The sequence below is a fragment of the Streptococcus sp. ST14 genome (assembly GCF_046098195.1).
Taxonomy (GTDB): domain Bacteria; phylum Bacillota; class Bacilli; order Lactobacillales; family Streptococcaceae; genus Streptococcus.
Genome location: NZ_JBJUSF010000029.1, coordinates 15694 through 33317 on the forward strand (window position 1 = coordinate 15694; position 17624 = coordinate 33317).

The following is a 17624-nucleotide window of genomic DNA, read 5'->3' on the forward strand; positions in this document are numbered from 1 at the left end:
CCTCCTTATGAATTACCAACACGCAAACCAAGTATCTTAGAATTGTCTAATATAAAATACTGGGCAACATCGCATGTATGGTCATCATCTTTGATGACATTTGGGCTATCAGACTGCAGTGTCTTTTCATCCCACCTGTACATCTTATGTTCTTCAATAAATACCTTGTTATTCTCTGTATCAAGGTAATAAAAGCGACCTTGTGCTAATAGTGATTGGAATGTATCAATCATTGTCACTTTCTTCAATTTAGCCACCGGATGCCATCTAATACCGAAATCAAGATACATCTGGTTTCTCAATGCTCCCTCTGCGCTATCAATCGTATATTGCAAAATAGGTACTCTGTACTTACTGACAACGGATTGTATAAAGCTGTTGATGTCCTGTGATAGTTGGCTAGGTGCTTTCTTTATCACTTGGCCAGCTGGTGAATAATACCAGGTATCAAGTAAGATAACCTTACCTTTAGCAGTTATCCCAAAAGCACAACATGCAGTAGCTGACTGCTGATGCCCACCGTCCAATGCAAAAGATATGCCTATCAGCCTATCATCACTAGGCAAAGCATCTAACGGGTGAAATGTACTCATGTTATAGATATTATTCCCTAAACCAACTGACTCACCTAGATAGACATACCTGTAATAATCATAGTCATTCTTTTTTATACGCTCGATATCAGCTAACATCTGATCATTTACAAATCCTAACTCATCATCAAGATAAGTACTAGAATGGCATAAGTAATTATCTTGCGTATTCATTTCCTCATACCACTCATTTATCCAACTGTACGGATTGATAGGAGGGTTATATGACCAAAAGATTTTAACAAATTGAGCGCGTGGATGTTTCTGCCTCATAAATGTAATGTTGGTCTGGTCAAATTCTTCTGCGCTTGAAAATTCAGCAGCCTCTTCATACCAAACAGCTATAATATTTCCGATGTTATTTGATTTCAACTTTTGGTAGTCATCGAGGCCGTAAAAATAAAATGTTGAGCCTGTCTTTTTATGACTTATCTTAAATGGGCTGACTGTCATCTTAAAGCGACTGGTTAGGCCAAATAACGATAGTCCCCATTGGATTTGATTGTACACACTGTCACGGATTGTATTAGCTACTTTACGGATAATGACAATATTTGCAGTTTCACCCCTTATGATGTACCAAGTCATCATGACAATCAGCTTTAAGGTAATAACTGATGATTTGAATGAGTTTCGCCCACCTTTCAAAATGTTGTAAGGTTTCTTAGATTTCCAAACACTCTTGAAATGAGGGTTGACATTTTTTTGAATATCAATTATCTTCATCGTCACCCTCCCAACTATCAATAATTGTGATGGTGTCATCTTCCATTTGTGTATCTATCAACTGTGATTTTAATTTCTCAATCTCAAGCTCTAGTTTTTCAGATTGTTTAGCTGTTGGATATCGTTTCAAGATTTCAGTAATAGCTTTAATAACTGTCGCATTATCTGCTTTTTTGATATGTCTCTCTACTTTTCCTGTTGTTGGATTAAGTATCAAAACCTCCTCATCTCGTTTACCTCTAGCGATTTCAGAAAGGATATAGAGCGCCTCTGTCGCATCCATGATGTTTGACTTATGCAGCTCTTGCATCTGTTTATTTATGTACTCTTTTATCCCAACATTTCCCAACAGTTCAGTAATACGATTATTGGCATAACTCTCACTATAACCAGCCTTGATTGCTGATTGATAGCCGTTTCCTGTCTTTATGTACTCATCTGCAAAGCGCCTCTGTCTTTCATTCATTCGCTCCCTCCTTTCCAACAAAAAATCACAAGTATTGCTACTCATGATTTCATTTTATATGCTAAAAGAGGGGATGTTTTACTGTTATTTTTGATTTAGGGCACAAAAAAAGCCCCAATTAAGGGGCTAAGATGTAACGTAGTAGCCCGGATTCGAACCGGAATCTCCTCCATCAAGGCGTAATCCCTATATACTACTCCCTACGTTTCTTAATGTGATTATACCACTCTTTTTTGACTTTTTCAACAAGTTTACGCTCTTTTGGTGTCAAATTGGTTGCTCCTTTTTTGCTTTTCTCATGTTCTGCATGATTATAGCCGTGATGAGCATGTGGTTTCATACCTTTATGCACATGATCTAAGTCAATTTGCTTATTACGCTTATTTTTTGTATCAAAATAAACAATACTCTTGGGTGTGTTTTTGTTCTTGTCAATAAGTACGTAAACTCTACCTTTTGTCATCGTTTCCATTGGAGTCTTTTGTGACCCTTGCTCGTTTTGAGTAACAAATTTTATATTACCCACTTTATGTACAGTCTTATATTCTGTCCCATACTTTTTGTCTTTATCACTCATCCCAGAGCTTGCTCCTCTACCGCCCATTTGTCCATCCTTTCTGTCGTTTCATTCCCAAAATAAACTACCTCGATACCTTTATAATCATAATCAACCTCACCACCATATACCAAAATACGCTTTGGCGCTATCTTTTTAATCATGGTATCTACTCCATCTTTCCACAATTCAAAGCGCTCTTTGCGTTGTTTTATGCCTACTGTACTGATGGCCACTGTGCTATGTTTCGGCAAACCATCAAAGCAAAACTCATGGCTTTCTTTATTTGCCCACGATACAGTAGGTATAACTGTATAGCCCCGATTCTGCATCATTTGGCCTATCAATCTTGAGCGATAAGTATTCCAAAGTTGCATAGCTATTGGCATGTCTGTGTATAGGCTAAAATCTGGTGTAAGTACACAATCAAAATCAGCTAGTTTCTCTAGGTAAAAATCTGGGCGTTTCCAAATTCTTTCAAACTGATAATCATCTAGGAAAAAGTGTACAGTAGCTGAGTAGTCAGGTTTATTCAAAACATAGTTAAATCCCTGTAGCTTTTTAGGCACATGATCAACTGGTTCAAGAGTTGGTAAATTATATTTACCATCTGTGCGCGTGGCATCGTAATCCAGCAAATTATACTGATTAATAGTATTCTGTCTGTGATATGGTTTTGTTGGCAGATTATCCATATTATCCTCCTAATCAAAAAACCTATGTACCTTGATTATAGATACATAGGATAGGGTATTTTTACGGTTATTTAGATAAGGGGATGTACTTGTAAGTTGAAACAAAATACTTATCAAACCATTTATTGATGTAAGTGTATGCTGGGCTAGGACTTAGATATAAAATTTTTTGACACGCGCCGATCACATTGATATTTTCAAATACATAGACCTCTTTTATCGTTTTTAACATCTTTCTATCTGATTTCTCGATATATTCATCTGTTACAGTCTTCAGATTTACCAAAAATACAGACTGTTCAATGTTATTCTCTAAAAATGCCTCATGTATCTTTTGCTCCAAGATTGTTTTTTGAGGATTTTTTTTATCCCTCAAAAAATACCACTTTAGCCAATTGATTTCCCTGCGATGGATAACTGACAAGCGCTCTATTTTTTTCTTCGTCATCAGTCATGTATCACCCCCTCATCATTTATTGTACAAAGTCACATTACTTGAGTGAGTGTAATACTCATCTCCGTTTTCAAAAGTGACACGGATACTATCCTGTTTCTCGTACTTCGCCCACCGTTTGACTTTGCCCTCTACGATTTGCCCATCTACCACTTTCACTTTTGCGTAATTAAAAGTGAAAGTTGTTCCAAGGACATCCTTGTTTCCACATGCTGCCAACCATACAAAAGACAAGCCAAACAATGCGATTGCTAATAGTTTTTTAGTTTTCATTTGTTACCCTCCTTAAATAAGTGTGATTTTATCTTTTAGATTTTCTTTTACCGATTAGTTCAACTAAACTCCCTACAAGAAATACCAATCCTCCAAAAAGAAAAGAATGTACTAACAAAACTGGTATTAAATAAGGTTTGATTGGGAAAATTGAAAATACCCATGTAAAATACCATTCAATAAGCCCGCAAATAGTAAGGAAAACGACTGCAACTGTTGATAACATTAATGTTACTGCTCCAATACCTTTTAGAAAGTCACTCATCTTTCACCTCCTCAAAGTAACTATGAAATTTACTTAAATTGACAATAGCAACCTCTTCAACAGAATGCTTTCCGATATCAAAGTTTGGATCATTTTTTCCAAACTCTTTTTCTATAGCTTTTTCAGCCAATGATGGCAAACTGAATATACTTGCTCCGTTTTTTAAGGCAAGCGCTTGACCGTGTTTATTTACTATTCGATAACCCACATCAAACGGTCTGATTTTCGTTGGGATTTTTATGCGTTTGTTTTCATTTTTTATTGCTTGTTCAATCGTTTGTACCATCAATCCACTCCCTCTATATCAAACTCTAATCTATAATGCCCTTTTTCCTCGCTCAAGCCACCATAGACAAAAGATAACTTTTTGATAACCCTGTGATTATCATCTGTCCAAATACCTGCATCAGTCATGCCATCAATGATAGCCTTGACTGTCGGATACAAGTTAGGTGGATCTAATTTAGATTTAGTAGGGCTGTAAATTGTAACTGTAACCTCACAAGGGTTAGAGGGGCTAAAAGCAGCCCTCCCTTTATCCTTGTTCATCGATGTATGCCAATAAGCAAAAGCTCTAATGCGCTTAGTAACTTTAGCTTTATCTGTTTGATGTTGCCTGTCGTTACTATTGATAACCATGTTTAGAGATTTTAGCTTAGTATTTCGAGGCAAAGAAAATTCAAATTTCATCCAAAGCTCCTAATTCCTTAGAACAATTTTATTTGTGATTTATAGCTGTTTAGCCTGGCCATTGCTAACTCATATATGTGTTTATCTTTTTCAAAACCAATATACTCAAAGCCTAACTCATGAAAAGCAATTAAACTACTTGCTGAGCCAACATGAGTATCAAGTATTTTATCGCCTTCTTTTGCGTAAGTTTGAAGCAACCAAAGATAAAGATTTATCGGTTTTTGTGTTGGATGGATTCTAATTTCATTCAAGGACTTATTCCCTTGTTGTATATGGCCTTCAGAGATTGATTTACCTTGCATCATACCATTCCACATATAGCGAAATAAGCGCGTGCTATCATGCAAACTGCAGTACGCTAGCTCGCAATCTGAAAAACTTGACTGACCATTAACTTTGTCCCAAACGATACGTCCAGAGCCAAAAGAATAGTCGAAATAATTCACTCCCCAAATGATTTGATTTTTTGAAACTCTAAATAACTCATCAAAATAATCTCTATTTGGAATTTGCCACTCTGAGGTTTCGCCATAAAGCCTATTGACGCCAATCGGACTGACTTTCCGACCATAGTATTTTCTTTTTTCTGGCCCGGAAAAATATGGTGGATCTACAATAGCTAAATCAAAATAGTTATCTGGAAAATTCTTCATTCCCTGCAAACAATCTTGATTTAAAAAATCACTCATTACTTAATACCTCTCTGTTTTAAGAATTTTGGTACATCATCACCAATATCAAGAGAATCATACTGTTCTTTCGTAACAAGAAACTTGCCATAAGCTCCAATTGTGACTGTATAATGCCCATCAACAATGTCTTTATCTGTTACCGTTCCGATAAGTTCACCGCCAGCATTATCAACTTGATAAATAATGACTGGTTTTCTGTTTTTCAATTCATCCACTTGTTGCTCCAGCTTTACCACCTGCGGTTTATAGTGATTTTTAGAGATTATCAAACCTAGATTTAGCATTGATAGCGACAATGATGCAAGTGCAAAAAATAGACCAACTCGATTTTTATTTTTCATGTCATGTCTCCAAAATCTTTATCACTGTGTAAATCAAAGCAATAGCATAAGCATCAAAGATAAACCAAACCACCTTGTCCGCTTTTCCTTTTTTGTAAGTTTTATGACCAGCAACGAAAATCAGAATAGCAAGGAGCAAGCAAGCACTGATAACCATCAATTTCAGAAACAAGACCATCTAATTACCGCCTAACTCTTCAACCACTTTACTTACAGCTGCTAAAATCTGTTCTTTTACTTTGGTGTCCTTGATGTCATCAATTCCCTCAACTTTCCCGGTTTCTACATTGATAGCGATTGAACCAACAAAATCAGAGCTATCTTCCTCGTCAGATTCACCAAGAATTTCTTTAGCACTCTTACCATCTAAGATATCTAGCAAATCATGACTAATATTGTGCATAATATTAGCTATTTTAAATTTACTCACATTCTTTGCCGAAAGATAGTAGAGCATTGCCTCTTTGCTCTCATCGTGTAATGTCTCCGCAAATTCTTTCAAGTTCTCTACGATAGTTTCAGCTGATACTGTGTTTTTAGTTTCTTTAGTCATTGTCTTTTCCTCTCTTATGCTAATACTGTGATATGTTTTTGGTCTGCTAGTTGCTCTTTTAGATAGGCTGCAACATTTCCTACTGCATCAGCTACCCAATGCTTACCATCTGCCTCAAATAAAGCCATATTGGCTTGCTTATCAATTCTAAAGACAAATAGGCTTGCTGGTTGTTCAACCTCGCTAAATGTACGATATGGGCGCAATGTGACCGGATTAGGCGCTTTGCCTTTAGCAAGGCTTGCCACTCCTGTTTTAACCGTTGCTACTTGAGATACTCCATTATCTTCAATTTCAGCCCCATTCTCAATTTTCAATGCGCTAGCAAATTCTAGCAATGTTCCACGATCGTTATCGTCAATAAAGTTTGATTGCAACATGATATTGAACTGTTCTGATGATAGGAAACGGCCAAAAGATAGCTCTGGAATACGTGCCTTAACATCAACAAGTAATGTACGACGTTCTAACTCATCGTTTTCAGACCAAACGCACACCTCGTCGTTTTTTTCAACTGCTACAATCAAGCGTTGGTTTTTCAAATTGTTTAGGTCTGTTTTGAGATAGTCAACAAGGCTTGTCAAGGTTGATAGCTCCAGAGTTTTAGGATAGCGTTTAGGGTCAAGTTCTTTGAGGTTGAATTTGTTGGCATCATAATACTCTGTGCCATCTGCAGCTGTTAAAATTTCCAAACCATGCTCATTTAGTTCTACTGCGTATTCCAATGCTGATTTAAGATTTTCTGTTGTCATATTAGTTACCTACTTTCTTTTTGTTGAAATCAATAATGTCTTGTTTTGTTTCTGCTTGTTGTTCAATTTCTGCCACTGGTTGCCCAATATCAGTAAGGATTTCCCCATTTTCGTCAAAGTACATTTGACCAGGTACTGTACTTTTTAGCTCGTTAGCATGTACTTGTCCTGTGTCAAAATCACGCCCAACAAGAATTGTTGTAGCTACTCCATTCTGAGGCGCAAATTTTGATTTTACCTCCATGATAGTATCAACCACTGTACGCTCTTCGTTAGCTGACATCGTAAGCGTGATAGTCACTTTTCGTTTTGCTTTCGCATCGGTATTAAGGTCAAGGATGTTATCAAAGACTTTTTCAAGCTCTTTGTCTAGTTTCTCCTGTAATCCTCCATCTGCAATGTGGGTTAGGTCTAACCCGATAAGTTTTTTATCCATACTGTCCTCCTTACTTCAAAAGTTTTTGTAACTGATTTAAGCGATCTTGACTATCTAACAACTCCAGATAGGTTTTTTGGCTGATCAATACATATCCTGTTAGGTCATGACCTAGTAAAGTATCATCAACAAATAGCTCCATTTGCTCGGTTGGGTTGTCAAAGTGAGACTCTGCATCCGTATCCTTTTTCTTTTTGGTAAAGGTATTAGCAATAACCTCAATTTCTGACTCATTGCTTAAAAATGATGATACTTGAGTATTTAGAGCATCGGCAAATGCCTCGATTTCCTCATTCGTTGGAGTTGTAACATTTCTCTCAATGTCACTTACTCGATTTTGACTGATACCGACCATAGGGGCAAGATCATACTGAGTAAGCTCTGCCCCTTTACGGATAGCACGCATTTTAGCGCCATCAAATACTTTCATCTAAACACCTCCCCACCATCTGAGTACCATTTGTTTTTAAGTACATGACGTGCAATCTCACATTGCACTTGTGGTTTCTGATAATAATCCACTTTTGCCTTGTGCTTTTTGATGGCTTGCATAGTGTGAATTGTAACAATCGCTGCCCATGTGATAGACATCAAAGTTGTAAGTACCATAACGATTTCAATTTTTGTCATTTTTTTCTGTTTCCTTTTCAAATTGGTTTAGTACTGTCTGAAATATATCCAAAAGTAACTTTTGAGGTATATTAGACCGTTCATTATACGATTTAGAAAAATTACCCCATTCAATTTCTGCTGGATTTATATCATTGTTGAGATTTAGAAATAGATTGCTTGCAAATTTGGTCGGTTTTTGCAAGGGATAATCATAGTTGTTGTACCTTGTTGGGTTTTTATAGGGCAATGGAAAGCCTATGATAGTTTCTATATACTTCCATAGTCTCCCTGTTGCTGGATTTTCAATTATCCAATACTTAGGCTGATACCTCTTTATGATTTCAATGGTATTAAAGGCGCATAGCTCACCATTAACACGTTTCATAAATTGCCTATCATACTGATAATTATTGTACGCATCCTCATAGTCTTTGTTCGCTCTAATAGTAAACATGCTAGGTGGTATTTGAGGCTCAAATAGACTATCTGATAAATCTTCCTTTTTCCAACAAGCGTTGCCATTTGTCATCGCACTAGCATTTGACCAACTCTCACAAGGTGGACTTGCTATGATTAAATCTGGATGTGGTAGCTTGTCAAGCGTATCAAATAGCTTATTATCGCCAAACAGACGTGAGTAATCTGCAAGGTTTAGAGGGATAAAATGATTGTTCTTGTTTTCAATATCGATCCCAATCGGATATACTTCAATATTCGCCCCCCCCGAACTATTAAGCGTGTTGATGGCTTTAGTATATGAGCCGTTACCACTATCAAACAACGCCCATACTATCATTTTCTGCACTATATCACCCTCTCATCTTATTTCTGATGGTGAAAGAGTGTTTAGGTGGTGCATCTTCAAAAGCATCTTGAAACTCTTGATTGATTTTGCGGATATTGAAAGGCTCGTAAGCGTGGAAATAATATCCATACTTATCAAGTTCACCCTCAATACCAGTTGCCCATGCCAAGAATACTGTTTGCTTGCAGGTTGGGCATGTAATCCCTTTTCTATGCGACCCGGTTTTCATCATCTTGCAAAAACCACAAAACGGACATTGTAAATCTACCTTTACTCTTACGCTTTCTCTATCCATGAAAATCCTCCCATGTTACAACACCTGAAATAATACAAGCCTTATTGATTCGACTGGCTAAAGTATCAGCGTTATAGATACCGTGAGTTGTTTCTATAACACTACTGTATATCCTCTTTACCTGGACTATATTGTGAAACTCCCCATTTCTAAGTACTTTCACATAGTCTCCTGCTTTGATTGTTAAATTCATATTTCCCTCATCCTAATCCAACGGTACAAGTCGCCTTGCTCTGTTTGGGTTCGTTCTCCTCTTGTATGTTGGCGTGTTGTAGTAGTGTATTGTTTCTATTTTTACATTAAACTGTCTGGCTAATTCCTTTACAGTACCCATGCCCAACAGTTCATCGCCTTTGTAGAGGGCGCACTCCTTTTCTAGCATGATCATAGGCGTTTAAAACGGCAAATCATCATCACTGATATCCAATGGGTTTGTCGGTCTGCCAAATGGATTGTTATCACGGGTAAAATCAGGAACTGGATTTGTTGTGTTCCCCTCAAAGAAACTACCTTGTTGTCCATAACTATTTCCATTTTGGAAATTGTTCCCTTGGTTATTTCCATTTTGGAAAGAACTGCCCTGTTGCTGATAACCACCATGATGATCTTGATGGCCTTGATTATTTTGCTGACTGTTACGACTTTCTAGCAATTGGAAATTACTAGCAACAACCTCTGTGACATAAACACGTTGGCCTTGCTGATTATCATAGCTACGTGTTTGAATTACTCCTGTGATACCAATCAATGAGCCTTTTTTAGCCCAATTAGCAAGATTTTCAGCTGACTGTCTCCAGATAACGCAATTGATAAAATCAGCCTCACGTTCGCCATTTTGACTCTTAAATGTACGGTTTACTGCAAGAGTAAACGTAGCAACCGCAATATTAGATTGCGTATATCTCAGTTCGGCATCTCTTGTAAGTCGCCCTACTAAAACAACGTTATTTATCATTTTGCACCTCCTCTACTTCTGATACCTTGATTTCATTTGAACCAAACTTTAATAAGTCGGCGTATCGTTTCACAAACTCAATAGCGGCCATAAATGAATTTTCTGCATTGATTTCTGACCCCAAATCAAGACTTGCAATTTTACCACTGACATAAAAACATCTCATAGGTCTGACTCCTTAACAAACACACCATCCACCATCTTTCCTTGACGGTCTTTGATTTCATTCCATGCCAATTCAAGGCACTCTGTCAAAGTCAAGTCAAATTTCTTAGCAACAAACATCAGATAAATAGCAATGTTACGGCTGCTTAACTGAATTTGAGTGCGTGAGTTAATGCGATTTGTATTAGTTGAAACATCAACCAAACCACGCGCAATCAACCCAATTTCATTAGCAATGTGCAAGTACAGTAACTCTACTGACCACTGATCTACATAATGAAAGTTATGCTGTCCGTTCTCATCTGGATTGAGAGACAAATGGATTTTAGAAAAGTTCATCTGTTGAGCTAGGATAGTCAAGACAACCATCATATCTCCAACGCTATCAGCTATCTTTTCCTTATCCTTTCGTACTGTCGCACCATTGAGCTCCCCCCACTCTTCATTGAGTTTGAGCATTTGAGATAATGGGCTTGCTTTGTCAAGCTCCTTTGCTGTTGACCAACCTTTTACATTTTCAATCAGTTCATTAAATTTCATTGTGCATACCTCCTGTTGCAATATTCACGTTCTAAGCTATCTAGCCCCACTTTTAAATACTCGATAGAGTAAATAGCAAGGCTTTTCTTTTCAATTTGTGAGAGAGGCCTGTTAGCCTCCTCAAACTCTAAAATAAGTTGATACTTTCTAAATTCCACCTAACCCTCCAAAGTTTCAAAGCTGATAAAGTTATCCTCAAGCCATTCTTTCAACTGATCAAGCTGAGATTTCCCACCATGCAATGTCAAACGCAAATCAATTGTTAAAGGCTCGCTAGGCTCAAATTTTGCCACATCTCGCACGTTGTTTTGTGGTTCTGGTGTAATTGTACCCTGTTCCAAAATCTCGCCTGTTTCAGCATCGTAAGCCTTGATATGCGCATTTGCATTTTCTTTGGCCAATTGTTCAATCTCTGCAAGTCGTTCAGCTTCTGCTTTTGCTTGAGCTTCTTTCTGCTCTTTGCGTGAAATTTCAGCATCACGATCTGATTTCATCATCTTGAAAATATCAGCAATACTCTTACCATCTTCAAGATGTCTGATATAGCTGTCAGCTGGCAAATCGTACTCTTGAGCTAGCTCTTGGATAGCTTGCTTGTTGGCCTTGTATTCTTCCAGGGCATCAAATTCTGAAAGCACCAAGGCATCCATTTCATCAAGTGTTGTCTTTTTCAGTTCGTACTTGCCTGTTTTAAAATATTTCTTGAGGCTGTACTCATCGTATTTGTCAGCGAATGTGGATTTTTCAATCCCTGCGACCATACACTTATCCTCAAAGGTAGTTCGGACAGCATCAACACGCATCAATCGTTCATGTTCATCAATTGCATTAAGTCCTGCTGTGATGTTTGCAATGACATTATCCAATGGCTCAACTGTTTTCTTGTACCACTTCTCAAATTCCTTGTATGGATTATTGATGTTGTTTTTGATTTCCTTACGTCGAGTTTCCAACGCCTCTTTTAATTTATTAAGGCGTGTACGCTCATCATAATCAATCTTGTAAGTGGATGCTGTCACCTCATAATCTGTGTACTGTGCAACGATTGCTGCAAGTTGTTTCTCCACGCTATCATAATCAACATTGATTACTGCAGGTTGAAAATCTACCTTGATTTCTGTTAGGTTGTTAGTTACATCTTTTACCATGTCTTATACTCCTTGTTTTTCGTATGCTTTTTGAATTTGTTTAGTGAGATATTCCATCACTATGTTATAGCCATCAACTGGCACTTGGTGGAAGTCGTCTATTTGGTACTTGCTCAATACAAAGTTTGCAACTGTATCAAATGGCGCTCCCTTAATCGTCGCAAACTCTTCAACGTTCTTGATGATTTCTTGATACTGAATGTTATCAATGTACCTTACTTGATTTTGTTCTTGAGCTTGCTGGTTGTTTGTTTTCTGTTGCTGATTATTCTGCCCTTGTTCTTGGCTTTCTTCTACCGGATACTCATCAACATCCTCACCTCCAATGGCAAATAAACCTTGTAAGGCATATTTTCTAGCATAAGAACCAACTGCACCTGTCCATTGTGGATCCTGCATCTGTTTCACATCCCCTTTTTGTGTGTGAAAAATTGGTACATCTTCTTCTCTAGCCCACCCAACAGCTTTTTCAATCGTGCCATCACTTTCTCTTTTAGCAATAGCTACCGCTTTATAATACAGTTTGTCGCCTTTTTGAATGATGTCATCTTCTGGAAATGATACACTCCAACCGCTATCCAAAGACTTAAATTTATTATTGATATCCTCTGCGGTTCTAAACGGATATTTCACACCCTGTTTCGTTTGTTTTTCGATTTGCATTTTTCGCTGTAATTCTGCAAATGTTAAATCTGCCATATTATTTATCCTCCAAGTCTGCTAAAAGGCACATCCCATGAATAGTTAGTAAAGTTTTCATTTACAATATTCTTGATGATTTCACCTTTTGAAATTTCAATTTCCTGTGTAAATTCCATACCCATTTCAAAAGTGAAAATTTTAATATCAACATCAAACTTACTAGAAATTTCTGTGTAATCGCCAGCTGATGCTGCCCATGCTTGTTTGAAATTTTCAAGTTCGATAATCACAAAATCTTCATCCAACCAAATTTCAATATCTTTACCAGAAATAAACGCACGCCTTGTACCGTTTATATAAAAATAATCATTCTCAGTTTTAAATGTTAGTAGAGTACCATCGTATTCTTCTTCAAGAGTTGTACCTTGATTTTCTAATAGCATCTCTTTCAATGCTGATACGATATTTTCTGTTTTGCCTCTTAATTTAAGAGTACCCTCTGCCCAATTTGGCATATTTCTTTCCTCCTGTAAAAGCTCTGTAATTCCCTTATTATCTATAAGGATGAGTTTGTTATTTGTTAGTAGTTGTTATTCTGCTATCGTGTCATCTTGACGGTTTTAGCCATTTCTTTCTTCCATGACTGACTGCCTCGATATTGCAGATAAGCATCAAAACCTTTGATCGTGACAAGCTGGCCATCATTTCTAAGGTGCTTTTGTTGACTAGGCAATTTTTTCATCTCTCGCCTCATATCACCAGCTTGCCGTTTTGAACATCCAAAGATGTGCTCTAGTTCTTCATCGTTTGCAGAAATCTTCTCTATGATCACATCTTTAATTCTCACGATTTGAACTGTTTCCATTTTTCCCCTTTCATGCTATAATTAAGTTAGATTTTTTTAGAAAGTGTCTGAGTTTCTCAGATACTTTTTTGTGTACTCTCTTTTATTTATTAAGAGTAGTAGTACTTATTGTTAGTTAGTATTTATTGTTATTTAATACTTGTTGTTATTTAATATTTATTAGTGCCTTATTTTACAACGTTGTAAAATACAATGTTGTAAAATACAATGTTGTAAAACGCAACTTTGTATTAATCAATTGTGGATAACTCAGACTTCTTCATAGCTATCGCTTCATCCAGACGTTGCAACATAATTTCAAATTGAAAATCAGTTATTTTTGTATCTGAGAAGAATCTGAAAGTCTGAACTCCTCTCCCTCTGCCGAGGCTTTTTTTGACAGTCCGTAAATATCCAGCTTTTTCAATCTTTTTGAAATGCCTTAAAACCATTTCGCGGCTAATATTCAACCGTTTAGCTATTTCCTCTGGATAGACAAGCCAATTCTCTTTATTGCTAAGAATGACCATCAATATCCCAATTGTTGCTGGCTCAAGTTTTGGATCTCTCAGAAAATCATTTCTGACTGCTGTATAATCCTCAGTCGCATTTCTGAAAGATTAGCTGAAGATTTAAGTTTTTAAAATCTGTCATAACTCCTCCTTTTAAATTTGCTATAATTGACTTACCCTACATGAAAGGAGAATAAGTCATGATTACTTGTCACATCATGATTGATGGTCATGTCGAACCTGTACCAATGACGTTGCCCGCTATTCCTACTATCGGTTCCGTTGTCGCTAGGTCAGCAGACCATAAATCTGAGCATTACTTGGTGAAATGTGTTGAGTATGTCAACGGACATGAGAGTGTCAATTTACATGTTCAACCATTTCCTAACCAAATCAGTGCTGTCAATGCTGTTGATGGTTTCAGGAATAGCAGATAACTCTACTATCTTGACCCAATAGCTATCTAGCACTTTCTTATCAACATAGACCGCTTGCTCACATAAGCCGATATGCTCATTAATGACTATCGCCCTACGGACAAGTAGGTCTTTTTCTGTTTCAGCTTCAATGCATCCCGCAAGCTCCCCAGAAATTTCTAGATATTTACCAATTAGGCTATCTTCATCTGCCATATTGCCTCCTTTCTAACCATCACCAAGTAGCTTCTCTGTCGTCACGCCAAGATATTTAGCAACCTTGGCAAGATTAGATGCTGATGGAGTGGATTTGTTCCATTTCGAAATCAAACCATTTGGAAATTCCAGATCTTTCTCAATGCGATAGATTGATATCCCCTGATTTGCAGCAATATCTTTGATAGTGTCGTAAATCATGCTTTCCTCCTTTTTTAGAAATATTTCTACGTTTTATTTCTGATAACTCTTGACAAATAATAGAACTTATTCTATTATAAGAGTATAAGAAAAGTAGCAAATACAGATTTTATCTGTTTCTGCGTCTGTAGTATTTATTATTTTGTGTACCTCCCAAGTACAATACCATAATACCACAGAACTATTTCTATTGTCAATAGAAAAATAGAAATATTTCTATTTTTCTTAGATTTTTTTCTGGAGGGTATTAGAAATGAATACTTACGAGATAATAAAAGAGCTTGTCAAACAACGTTTTATGACAGTTGCACAACTTGAACGAACTCTTGATTTATCAAATGGCTCTATTTCAAAGTGGGCAAAATCAAAACCTAATTCTGAGCCGTTAGAAAAAGTTGCCGATTACCTAAATGTTAGCACGGATTATCTTCTAGGGCGTACGGATAACTCTGCAATTGCAAGTGACAAAGAGCAATTCTTTTTTGAGGGCAAAGAGGTAGACGTTGAGGAGTTAGCCTCTACCGCTATGCGTTTCAATGGGAAACCACTAACCGAAGAAGATAAAAAAGCAATTCAAAATATTATAGAAATTTATCTCAGAAAGCAATAATAATCAAAGGTTGGATTGTTTATGACTGAAAAAGAATTTTCTCAAAATCTAGGTATAGATATAGAGATTTTTGAGGATGGTCTATTCCCAGATGAGGCCTTTTATATCCCAGCCCTCCAAACTATGTTTTTGAGTGATGCTATATCAGATGAGAAAAGGGTACAAGTCGCTTTACATGAGATAGGCCATAAAAATCACGCGCCAGATACTTATCAACTTTTTAGGGAGAAATGTGAGCTTGAAGCTAACAGAAATATGATCCATCATCTTATGAAAGCTGAGTTGGATATAGCCGAAGATACCACTACATTTAATTACCTGGTTTTCATGGAGAAATACAACCTAAAAACCATTGCAGATGAAACAATGGTTAAAGAGGAATATTTAGCTTTACTTAATTGAAAAAGGAGAAAAATATGAATGACAAACTTTTAGGAGTCATACTCTATATTATCTTTGCTATCGTTGTAATAGCTTTTGTTATTTACAAAGTTAAGACTGAATCGCCTGAAAAGAAAAAAGCAAGACAGCGCGAGATGGAAGCTTTTAGAACAATGCAACAACATAAAAAACAGGAAAAGGAACAAAAAAATCAAATGAAAAAACAAAATATCATCACTTGCCCAAATTGTAACTCCAAAGATGTCTCTTTCTTACAACAAGATAAAAAAGCCTTTTCTGTCGGAAAAGCCGTTGGTGGTGCTGTCTTAACTGGTGGAATTGGTGCTTTAGCTGGTTTTGCAGGCAAAAAAGGAAATAAACAGTGGCATTGCAAAAATTGCGGAAATTTCTTTGAAACGAAATAAAAAATCCCCACGCTCAAATTTTGGTCGAGGAGAGCGTGAGGTGTTCGGTATAGTAAAGAGGGCTTTTTAATGCCTTTTACTATACCCCATTTTATCAAAAAGTGAGGTTAAAATCAATGTGGATGGAAGAATTACCAAACGGCAAATATAAATTTTTCGAGCGATACAAAGATCCTTATACTGAAAAATTAAAAAAAGTATCAGTCACGATGGAGAAGAAAACACCTCAAGCAAGAAATCAAGCTGCCATCTTGTTGCAAGAGAAGGTAAATAAAAAACTAGAAGATAAAAATAAAAACGTATCTGATATAACATTCAAAGAGCTTTATGATGAGTTTGAGGAAAATTGGAAAAATGGAGTTAGAGAATCAACGATCTATGCAGCAAACCATGTAAAGAATGAAATATTTAATCAGATAGAGGGCGATTATCTAGTTAGAAACATTGACCGTAGATTGTTGCAGAAAGTCATAGATCAACTGATTAAAGATGGGCGCTCCAGAAATTATACCTCAAAAATAAAATTTAAACTCAATCAGATTATGAAGTACGCTCTCAGAATGAATTATATCAATAGCAATGAAATGCTTTTTGTCGAGCTACCCCGTAAAATTACAACCTCCGATGACTTGAAAAAGAAAAGGACAAAATATCTGGATCAAAAAGAGTTCAACCTCTTTATTAAAACTTTACAAAAAGAGGCTTTGCGTGATTATCGTTTAAACAAGTATATCCGTATAGCCAAAGTCCTTTTTCTAACTGGTATGAGATATGGAGAGCTTGCTGCCTTGAGTTACAAACACGATATAGACTTTTCGAAAAAGACAATCCACATAAGGCATACATACGATTTTAGACTCAAAAAGAGAACTGCACCAAAGACGGCAAAATCAGATAGAATTATAACTGCTCCTCAAAAAGTGTTAGATATTATCAAAGAGCAAATTCTAGAGAATACAAAAAACGGATTTGATACTGATTCTATTTTTATCAATACTCTAGGAGAACCAATAACAAGTGCTAGGGTTATTATACCTTTAAAAAATCATGGTAAAAAGCTAGGTATTGACAAAAATATCACTACTCACATGTTCAGGCATTCTCATATCTCTTTACTTGCTGAACTAGGCATCCCGCTAACTGCTATCATGGATAGAGTAGGGCATAGTGATTCAAAGACAACACTAGAGATTTATTCTCATGTCACTCAAAAAATGGTATCAGATATATCTAGCAAGTTAGAAAAGATAAAACTATAAACTTTGCCCCTTTACTGCCCCTTTTCTCTCGATAAAATAAATAAAAACCCTTTAAACCGTTGATGTTAAAGGGTTTGTTTTATGCACGAAAAAAGAGCACACA

Annotated in this window: 35 protein-coding genes; 4 read left to right on the forward strand and 31 right to left on the reverse strand. The window is 36.6% G+C overall.

Annotated elements, in window-relative coordinates; genetic code table 11:
* Positions 1-5: 5 nt before the first annotated feature.
* The 31 genes from ACIY19_RS09110 to ACIY19_RS09260 all read right to left on the reverse strand — a co-directional run bounded on the left by ACIY19_RS09110 (position 6) and on the right by ACIY19_RS09260 (position 14846).
* A complete protein-coding gene (locus ACIY19_RS09110; RefSeq protein ID WP_409003245.1) occupies positions 6-1319 on the reverse strand; it encodes a PBSX family phage terminase large subunit in 1314 nt (437 codons plus the stop codon).
* Complete coding sequence (locus tag ACIY19_RS09115) at positions 1306-1785, reverse strand: terminase small subunit (protein WP_050091514.1); 480 nt, start codon at positions 1783-1785, stop codon at positions 1306-1308. Before ACIY19_RS09115 ends, ACIY19_RS09110 begins: the two co-directional genes overlap by 14 nt.
* 193 nt (positions 1786-1978) lie before the next feature.
* Positions 1979-2362, reverse strand: a complete 384-nt coding sequence (locus ACIY19_RS09120; RefSeq protein WP_239827930.1) for a hypothetical protein — start codon at positions 2360-2362, stop codon at positions 1979-1981.
* The gene (locus ACIY19_RS09125; protein ID WP_409003246.1) at positions 2359-3036 is read right to left on the reverse strand and encodes a DUF4417 domain-containing protein; all 678 of its coding nucleotides are present in this window, start codon (positions 3034-3036) and stop codon (positions 2359-2361) included. The genes ACIY19_RS09120 and ACIY19_RS09125 overlap by 4 nt, the downstream gene beginning before the upstream one ends.
* Before the next feature lie 67 nt (positions 3037-3103).
* Complete coding sequence (locus ACIY19_RS09130; RefSeq protein WP_054366564.1) at positions 3104-3484, reverse strand: hypothetical protein; 381 nt, start codon at positions 3482-3484, stop codon at positions 3104-3106.
* 21 nt (positions 3485-3505) lie between these two features.
* Positions 3506-3763 (reverse strand): hypothetical protein, encoded by a 258-nt coding sequence (locus ACIY19_RS09135; protein ID WP_409003247.1) that lies wholly within the window; start codon positions 3761-3763, stop codon positions 3506-3508.
* A gap of 28 nt (positions 3764-3791) precedes the next feature.
* On the reverse strand, positions 3792-4028 hold the full coding sequence (locus ACIY19_RS09140; RefSeq protein WP_125446804.1) for a hypothetical protein: 237 nt from the start codon (positions 4026-4028) through the stop codon (positions 3792-3794).
* Entirely contained in the window at positions 4021-4314 is a 294-nt protein-coding gene (locus ACIY19_RS09145) for a hypothetical protein (protein WP_061864969.1), read from the reverse strand. Before ACIY19_RS09145 ends, ACIY19_RS09140 begins: the two co-directional genes overlap by 8 nt.
* Positions 4314-4718 (reverse strand): hypothetical protein, encoded by a 405-nt coding sequence (locus ACIY19_RS09150; protein WP_409003248.1) that lies wholly within the window; start codon positions 4716-4718, stop codon positions 4314-4316. The genes ACIY19_RS09145 and ACIY19_RS09150 overlap by 1 nt, the downstream gene beginning before the upstream one ends.
* 17 nt (positions 4719-4735) lie before the next feature.
* The gene (locus ACIY19_RS09155; RefSeq protein WP_409003249.1) at positions 4736-5410 is read right to left on the reverse strand and encodes a DNA methyltransferase; all 675 of its coding nucleotides are present in this window, start codon (positions 5408-5410) and stop codon (positions 4736-4738) included.
* Positions 5410-5754, reverse strand: a complete 345-nt coding sequence (locus ACIY19_RS09160; RefSeq protein WP_409003250.1) for a DUF1372 family protein — start codon at positions 5752-5754, stop codon at positions 5410-5412. The genes ACIY19_RS09155 and ACIY19_RS09160 overlap by 1 nt, the downstream gene beginning before the upstream one ends.
* Position 5755: 1 nt before the next feature.
* The gene (locus ACIY19_RS09165; RefSeq protein ID WP_174226584.1) at positions 5756-5932 is read right to left on the reverse strand and encodes a hypothetical protein; all 177 of its coding nucleotides are present in this window, start codon (positions 5930-5932) and stop codon (positions 5756-5758) included.
* A complete protein-coding gene (locus ACIY19_RS09170) occupies positions 5933-6307 on the reverse strand; it encodes a hypothetical protein (protein WP_409003251.1) in 375 nt (124 codons plus the stop codon).
* 14 nt (positions 6308-6321) lie between these two features.
* Entirely contained in the window at positions 6322-7059 is a 738-nt protein-coding gene (locus ACIY19_RS09175) for a hypothetical protein (RefSeq protein ID WP_409003252.1), read from the reverse strand.
* Between the two features lies 1 nt (position 7060).
* Positions 7061-7495: a hypothetical protein gene (locus tag ACIY19_RS09180; RefSeq protein ID WP_050125373.1), complete on the reverse strand. Its 435-nt coding sequence runs from the start codon at positions 7493-7495 to the stop codon at positions 7061-7063.
* Positions 7496-7505: 10 nt separating this feature from the next.
* Positions 7506-7925, reverse strand: a complete 420-nt coding sequence (locus tag ACIY19_RS09185) for a helix-turn-helix domain-containing protein (protein ID WP_409003253.1) — start codon at positions 7923-7925, stop codon at positions 7506-7508.
* Positions 7922-8125: a hypothetical protein gene (locus ACIY19_RS09190; protein ID WP_000161128.1), complete on the reverse strand. Its 204-nt coding sequence runs from the start codon at positions 8123-8125 to the stop codon at positions 7922-7924. Before ACIY19_RS09190 ends, ACIY19_RS09185 begins: the two co-directional genes overlap by 4 nt.
* Positions 8112-8903, reverse strand: a complete 792-nt coding sequence (locus ACIY19_RS09195) for a DNA methyltransferase (protein ID WP_409003254.1) — start codon at positions 8901-8903, stop codon at positions 8112-8114. Before ACIY19_RS09195 ends, ACIY19_RS09190 begins: the two co-directional genes overlap by 14 nt.
* Before the next feature lie 13 nt (positions 8904-8916).
* Positions 8917-9207: a hypothetical protein gene (locus ACIY19_RS09200; protein ID WP_409003255.1), complete on the reverse strand. Its 291-nt coding sequence runs from the start codon at positions 9205-9207 to the stop codon at positions 8917-8919.
* Positions 9200-9400 (reverse strand): hypothetical protein, encoded by a 201-nt coding sequence (locus ACIY19_RS09205; protein ID WP_409003256.1) that lies wholly within the window; start codon positions 9398-9400, stop codon positions 9200-9202. The genes ACIY19_RS09200 and ACIY19_RS09205 overlap by 8 nt, the downstream gene beginning before the upstream one ends.
* Before the next feature lie 201 nt (positions 9401-9601).
* Positions 9602-10162 carry a single-stranded DNA-binding protein gene (ssb, locus tag ACIY19_RS09210; RefSeq protein ID WP_409003257.1) on the reverse strand — a complete coding sequence of 187 codons (561 nt, stop codon included), beginning with the start codon at positions 10160-10162 and terminating at the stop codon, positions 9602-9604.
* Complete coding sequence (locus ACIY19_RS09215) at positions 10152-10328, reverse strand: hypothetical protein (RefSeq protein ID WP_409003258.1); 177 nt, start codon at positions 10326-10328, stop codon at positions 10152-10154. The genes ssb and ACIY19_RS09215 overlap by 11 nt, the downstream gene beginning before the upstream one ends.
* The gene (locus tag ACIY19_RS09220; RefSeq protein ID WP_409003259.1) at positions 10325-10867 is read right to left on the reverse strand and encodes a MazG-like family protein; all 543 of its coding nucleotides are present in this window, start codon (positions 10865-10867) and stop codon (positions 10325-10327) included. The genes ACIY19_RS09215 and ACIY19_RS09220 overlap by 4 nt, the downstream gene beginning before the upstream one ends.
* Positions 10864-11025: a hypothetical protein gene (locus tag ACIY19_RS09225; protein WP_185695969.1), complete on the reverse strand. Its 162-nt coding sequence runs from the start codon at positions 11023-11025 to the stop codon at positions 10864-10866. Before ACIY19_RS09225 ends, ACIY19_RS09220 begins: the two co-directional genes overlap by 4 nt.
* Positions 11026-12015 carry a DUF1351 domain-containing protein gene (locus tag ACIY19_RS09230; protein WP_409003260.1) on the reverse strand — a complete coding sequence of 330 codons (990 nt, stop codon included), beginning with the start codon at positions 12013-12015 and terminating at the stop codon, positions 11026-11028. It lies immediately after the preceding gene.
* 3 nt (positions 12016-12018) lie between these two features.
* Positions 12019-12714 (reverse strand): ERF family protein, encoded by a 696-nt coding sequence (locus ACIY19_RS09235; RefSeq protein ID WP_409003261.1) that lies wholly within the window; start codon positions 12712-12714, stop codon positions 12019-12021.
* A 5-nt stretch (positions 12715-12719) separates the two neighbouring features.
* Positions 12720-13172, reverse strand: coding sequence for a hypothetical protein (locus ACIY19_RS09240; RefSeq protein WP_409003262.1), 453 nt, complete (start codon positions 13170-13172; stop codon positions 12720-12722).
* An 83-nt stretch (positions 13173-13255) separates the two neighbouring features.
* Positions 13256-13522: a hypothetical protein gene (locus ACIY19_RS09245; RefSeq protein WP_125425314.1), complete on the reverse strand. Its 267-nt coding sequence runs from the start codon at positions 13520-13522 to the stop codon at positions 13256-13258.
* A gap of 230 nt (positions 13523-13752) precedes the next feature.
* Positions 13753-14031, reverse strand: coding sequence for an HTH domain-containing protein (locus ACIY19_RS09250; protein ID WP_125425315.1), 279 nt, complete (start codon positions 14029-14031; stop codon positions 13753-13755).
* 347 nt (positions 14032-14378) lie between these two features.
* The gene (locus ACIY19_RS09255) at positions 14379-14645 is read right to left on the reverse strand and encodes a hypothetical protein (RefSeq protein ID WP_409003263.1); all 267 of its coding nucleotides are present in this window, start codon (positions 14643-14645) and stop codon (positions 14379-14381) included.
* Positions 14646-14657: 12 nt separating this feature from the next.
* On the reverse strand, positions 14658-14846 hold the full coding sequence (locus ACIY19_RS09260) for a helix-turn-helix domain-containing protein (protein ID WP_409003264.1): 189 nt from the start codon (positions 14844-14846) through the stop codon (positions 14658-14660).
* Positions 14847-15099: 253 nt separating this feature from the next.
* Here ACIY19_RS09260 and ACIY19_RS09265 point away from each other — a divergent pair, with 253 nt between their 5' ends.
* The 4 genes from ACIY19_RS09265 to ACIY19_RS09280 all read left to right on the forward strand — a co-directional run bounded on the left by ACIY19_RS09265 (position 15100) and on the right by ACIY19_RS09280 (position 17521).
* A complete protein-coding gene (locus tag ACIY19_RS09265) occupies positions 15100-15456 on the forward strand; it encodes a helix-turn-helix domain-containing protein (protein ID WP_409003265.1) in 357 nt (118 codons plus the stop codon).
* A gap of 21 nt (positions 15457-15477) precedes the next feature.
* Positions 15478-15858: an ImmA/IrrE family metallo-endopeptidase gene (locus ACIY19_RS09270; protein WP_409003266.1), complete on the forward strand. Its 381-nt coding sequence runs from the start codon at positions 15478-15480 to the stop codon at positions 15856-15858.
* Between the two features lie 14 nt (positions 15859-15872).
* Positions 15873-16262: a hypothetical protein gene (locus ACIY19_RS09275; RefSeq protein ID WP_409003267.1), complete on the forward strand. Its 390-nt coding sequence runs from the start codon at positions 15873-15875 to the stop codon at positions 16260-16262.
* Positions 16263-16384: 122 nt separating this feature from the next.
* On the forward strand, positions 16385-17521 hold the full coding sequence (locus ACIY19_RS09280; RefSeq protein ID WP_409003268.1) for a tyrosine-type recombinase/integrase: 1137 nt from the start codon (positions 16385-16387) through the stop codon (positions 17519-17521).
* Positions 17522-17624: the final 103 nt, after the last annotated feature.

Coding starts and splice junctions, on each gene's coding strand:
- ACIY19_RS09110 (WP_409003245.1), bottom strand. CDS start 1,319: ATGAAGATAATTGATATTCAAAAAAATGTCAACCCTCATTTCAAGAGT.
- ACIY19_RS09115 (WP_050091514.1), bottom strand. CDS start 1,785: ATGAATGAAAGACAGAGGCGCTTTGCAGATGAGTACATAAAGACAGGA.
- ACIY19_RS09120 (WP_239827930.1), bottom strand. CDS start 2,362: ATGAGTGATAAAGACAAAAAGTATGGGACAGAATATAAGACTGTACAT.
- ACIY19_RS09125 (WP_409003246.1), bottom strand. CDS start 3,036: ATGGATAATCTGCCAACAAAACCATATCACAGACAGAATACTATTAAT.
- ACIY19_RS09130 (WP_054366564.1), bottom strand. CDS start 3,484: ATGACGAAGAAAAAAATAGAGCGCTTGTCAGTTATCCATCGCAGGGAA.
- ACIY19_RS09135 (WP_409003247.1), bottom strand. CDS start 3,763: ATGAAAACTAAAAAACTATTAGCAATCGCATTGTTTGGCTTGTCTTTT.
- ACIY19_RS09140 (WP_125446804.1), bottom strand. CDS start 4,028: ATGAGTGACTTTCTAAAAGGTATTGGAGCAGTAACATTAATGTTATCA.
- ACIY19_RS09145 (WP_061864969.1), bottom strand. CDS start 4,314: ATGGTACAAACGATTGAACAAGCAATAAAAAATGAAAACAAACGCATA.
- ACIY19_RS09150 (WP_409003248.1), bottom strand. CDS start 4,718: ATGAAATTTGAATTTTCTTTGCCTCGAAATACTAAGCTAAAATCTCTA.
- ACIY19_RS09155 (WP_409003249.1), bottom strand. CDS start 5,410: ATGAGTGATTTTTTAAATCAAGATTGTTTGCAGGGAATGAAGAATTTT.
- ACIY19_RS09160 (WP_409003250.1), bottom strand. CDS start 5,754: ATGAAAAATAAAAATCGAGTTGGTCTATTTTTTGCACTTGCATCATTG.
- ACIY19_RS09165 (WP_174226584.1), bottom strand. CDS start 5,932: ATGGTCTTGTTTCTGAAATTGATGGTTATCAGTGCTTGCTTGCTCCTT.
- ACIY19_RS09170 (WP_409003251.1), bottom strand. CDS start 6,307: ATGACTAAAGAAACTAAAAACACAGTATCAGCTGAAACTATCGTAGAG.
- ACIY19_RS09175 (WP_409003252.1), bottom strand. CDS start 7,059: ATGACAACAGAAAATCTTAAATCAGCATTGGAATACGCAGTAGAACTA.
- ACIY19_RS09180 (WP_050125373.1), bottom strand. CDS start 7,495: ATGGATAAAAAACTTATCGGGTTAGACCTAACCCACATTGCAGATGGA.
- ACIY19_RS09185 (WP_409003253.1), bottom strand. CDS start 7,925: ATGAAAGTATTTGATGGCGCTAAAATGCGTGCTATCCGTAAAGGGGCA.
- ACIY19_RS09190 (WP_000161128.1), bottom strand. CDS start 8,125: ATGACAAAAATTGAAATCGTTATGGTACTTACAACTTTGATGTCTATC.
- ACIY19_RS09195 (WP_409003254.1), bottom strand. CDS start 8,903: ATGATAGTATGGGCGTTGTTTGATAGTGGTAACGGCTCATATACTAAA.
- ACIY19_RS09200 (WP_409003255.1), bottom strand. CDS start 9,207: ATGGATAGAGAAAGCGTAAGAGTAAAGGTAGATTTACAATGTCCGTTT.
- ACIY19_RS09205 (WP_409003256.1), bottom strand. CDS start 9,400: ATGAATTTAACAATCAAAGCAGGAGACTATGTGAAAGTACTTAGAAAT.
- ssb (WP_409003257.1), bottom strand. CDS start 10,162: ATGATAAATAACGTTGTTTTAGTAGGGCGACTTACAAGAGATGCCGAA.
- ACIY19_RS09215 (WP_409003258.1), bottom strand. CDS start 10,328: ATGAGATGTTTTTATGTCAGTGGTAAAATTGCAAGTCTTGATTTGGGG.
- ACIY19_RS09220 (WP_409003259.1), bottom strand. CDS start 10,867: ATGAAATTTAATGAACTGATTGAAAATGTAAAAGGTTGGTCAACAGCA.
- ACIY19_RS09230 (WP_409003260.1), bottom strand. CDS start 12,015: ATGGTAAAAGATGTAACTAACAACCTAACAGAAATCAAGGTAGATTTT.
- ACIY19_RS09235 (WP_409003261.1), bottom strand. CDS start 12,714: ATGGCAGATTTAACATTTGCAGAATTACAGCGAAAAATGCAAATCGAA.
- ACIY19_RS09240 (WP_409003262.1), bottom strand. CDS start 13,172: ATGCCAAATTGGGCAGAGGGTACTCTTAAATTAAGAGGCAAAACAGAA.
- ACIY19_RS09245 (WP_125425314.1), bottom strand. CDS start 13,522: ATGGAAACAGTTCAAATCGTGAGAATTAAAGATGTGATCATAGAGAAG.
- ACIY19_RS09250 (WP_125425315.1), bottom strand. CDS start 14,031: ATGGTCATTCTTAGCAATAAAGAGAATTGGCTTGTCTATCCAGAGGAA.
- ACIY19_RS09255 (WP_409003263.1), bottom strand. CDS start 14,645: ATGGCAGATGAAGATAGCCTAATTGGTAAATATCTAGAAATTTCTGGG.
- ACIY19_RS09260 (WP_409003264.1), bottom strand. CDS start 14,846: ATGATTTACGACACTATCAAAGATATTGCTGCAAATCAGGGGATATCA.
- ACIY19_RS09265 (WP_409003265.1), top strand. CDS start 15,100: ATGAATACTTACGAGATAATAAAAGAGCTTGTCAAACAACGTTTTATG.
- ACIY19_RS09270 (WP_409003266.1), top strand. CDS start 15,478: ATGACTGAAAAAGAATTTTCTCAAAATCTAGGTATAGATATAGAGATT.
- ACIY19_RS09275 (WP_409003267.1), top strand. CDS start 15,873: ATGAATGACAAACTTTTAGGAGTCATACTCTATATTATCTTTGCTATC.
- ACIY19_RS09280 (WP_409003268.1), top strand. CDS start 16,385: ATGGAAGAATTACCAAACGGCAAATATAAATTTTTCGAGCGATACAAA.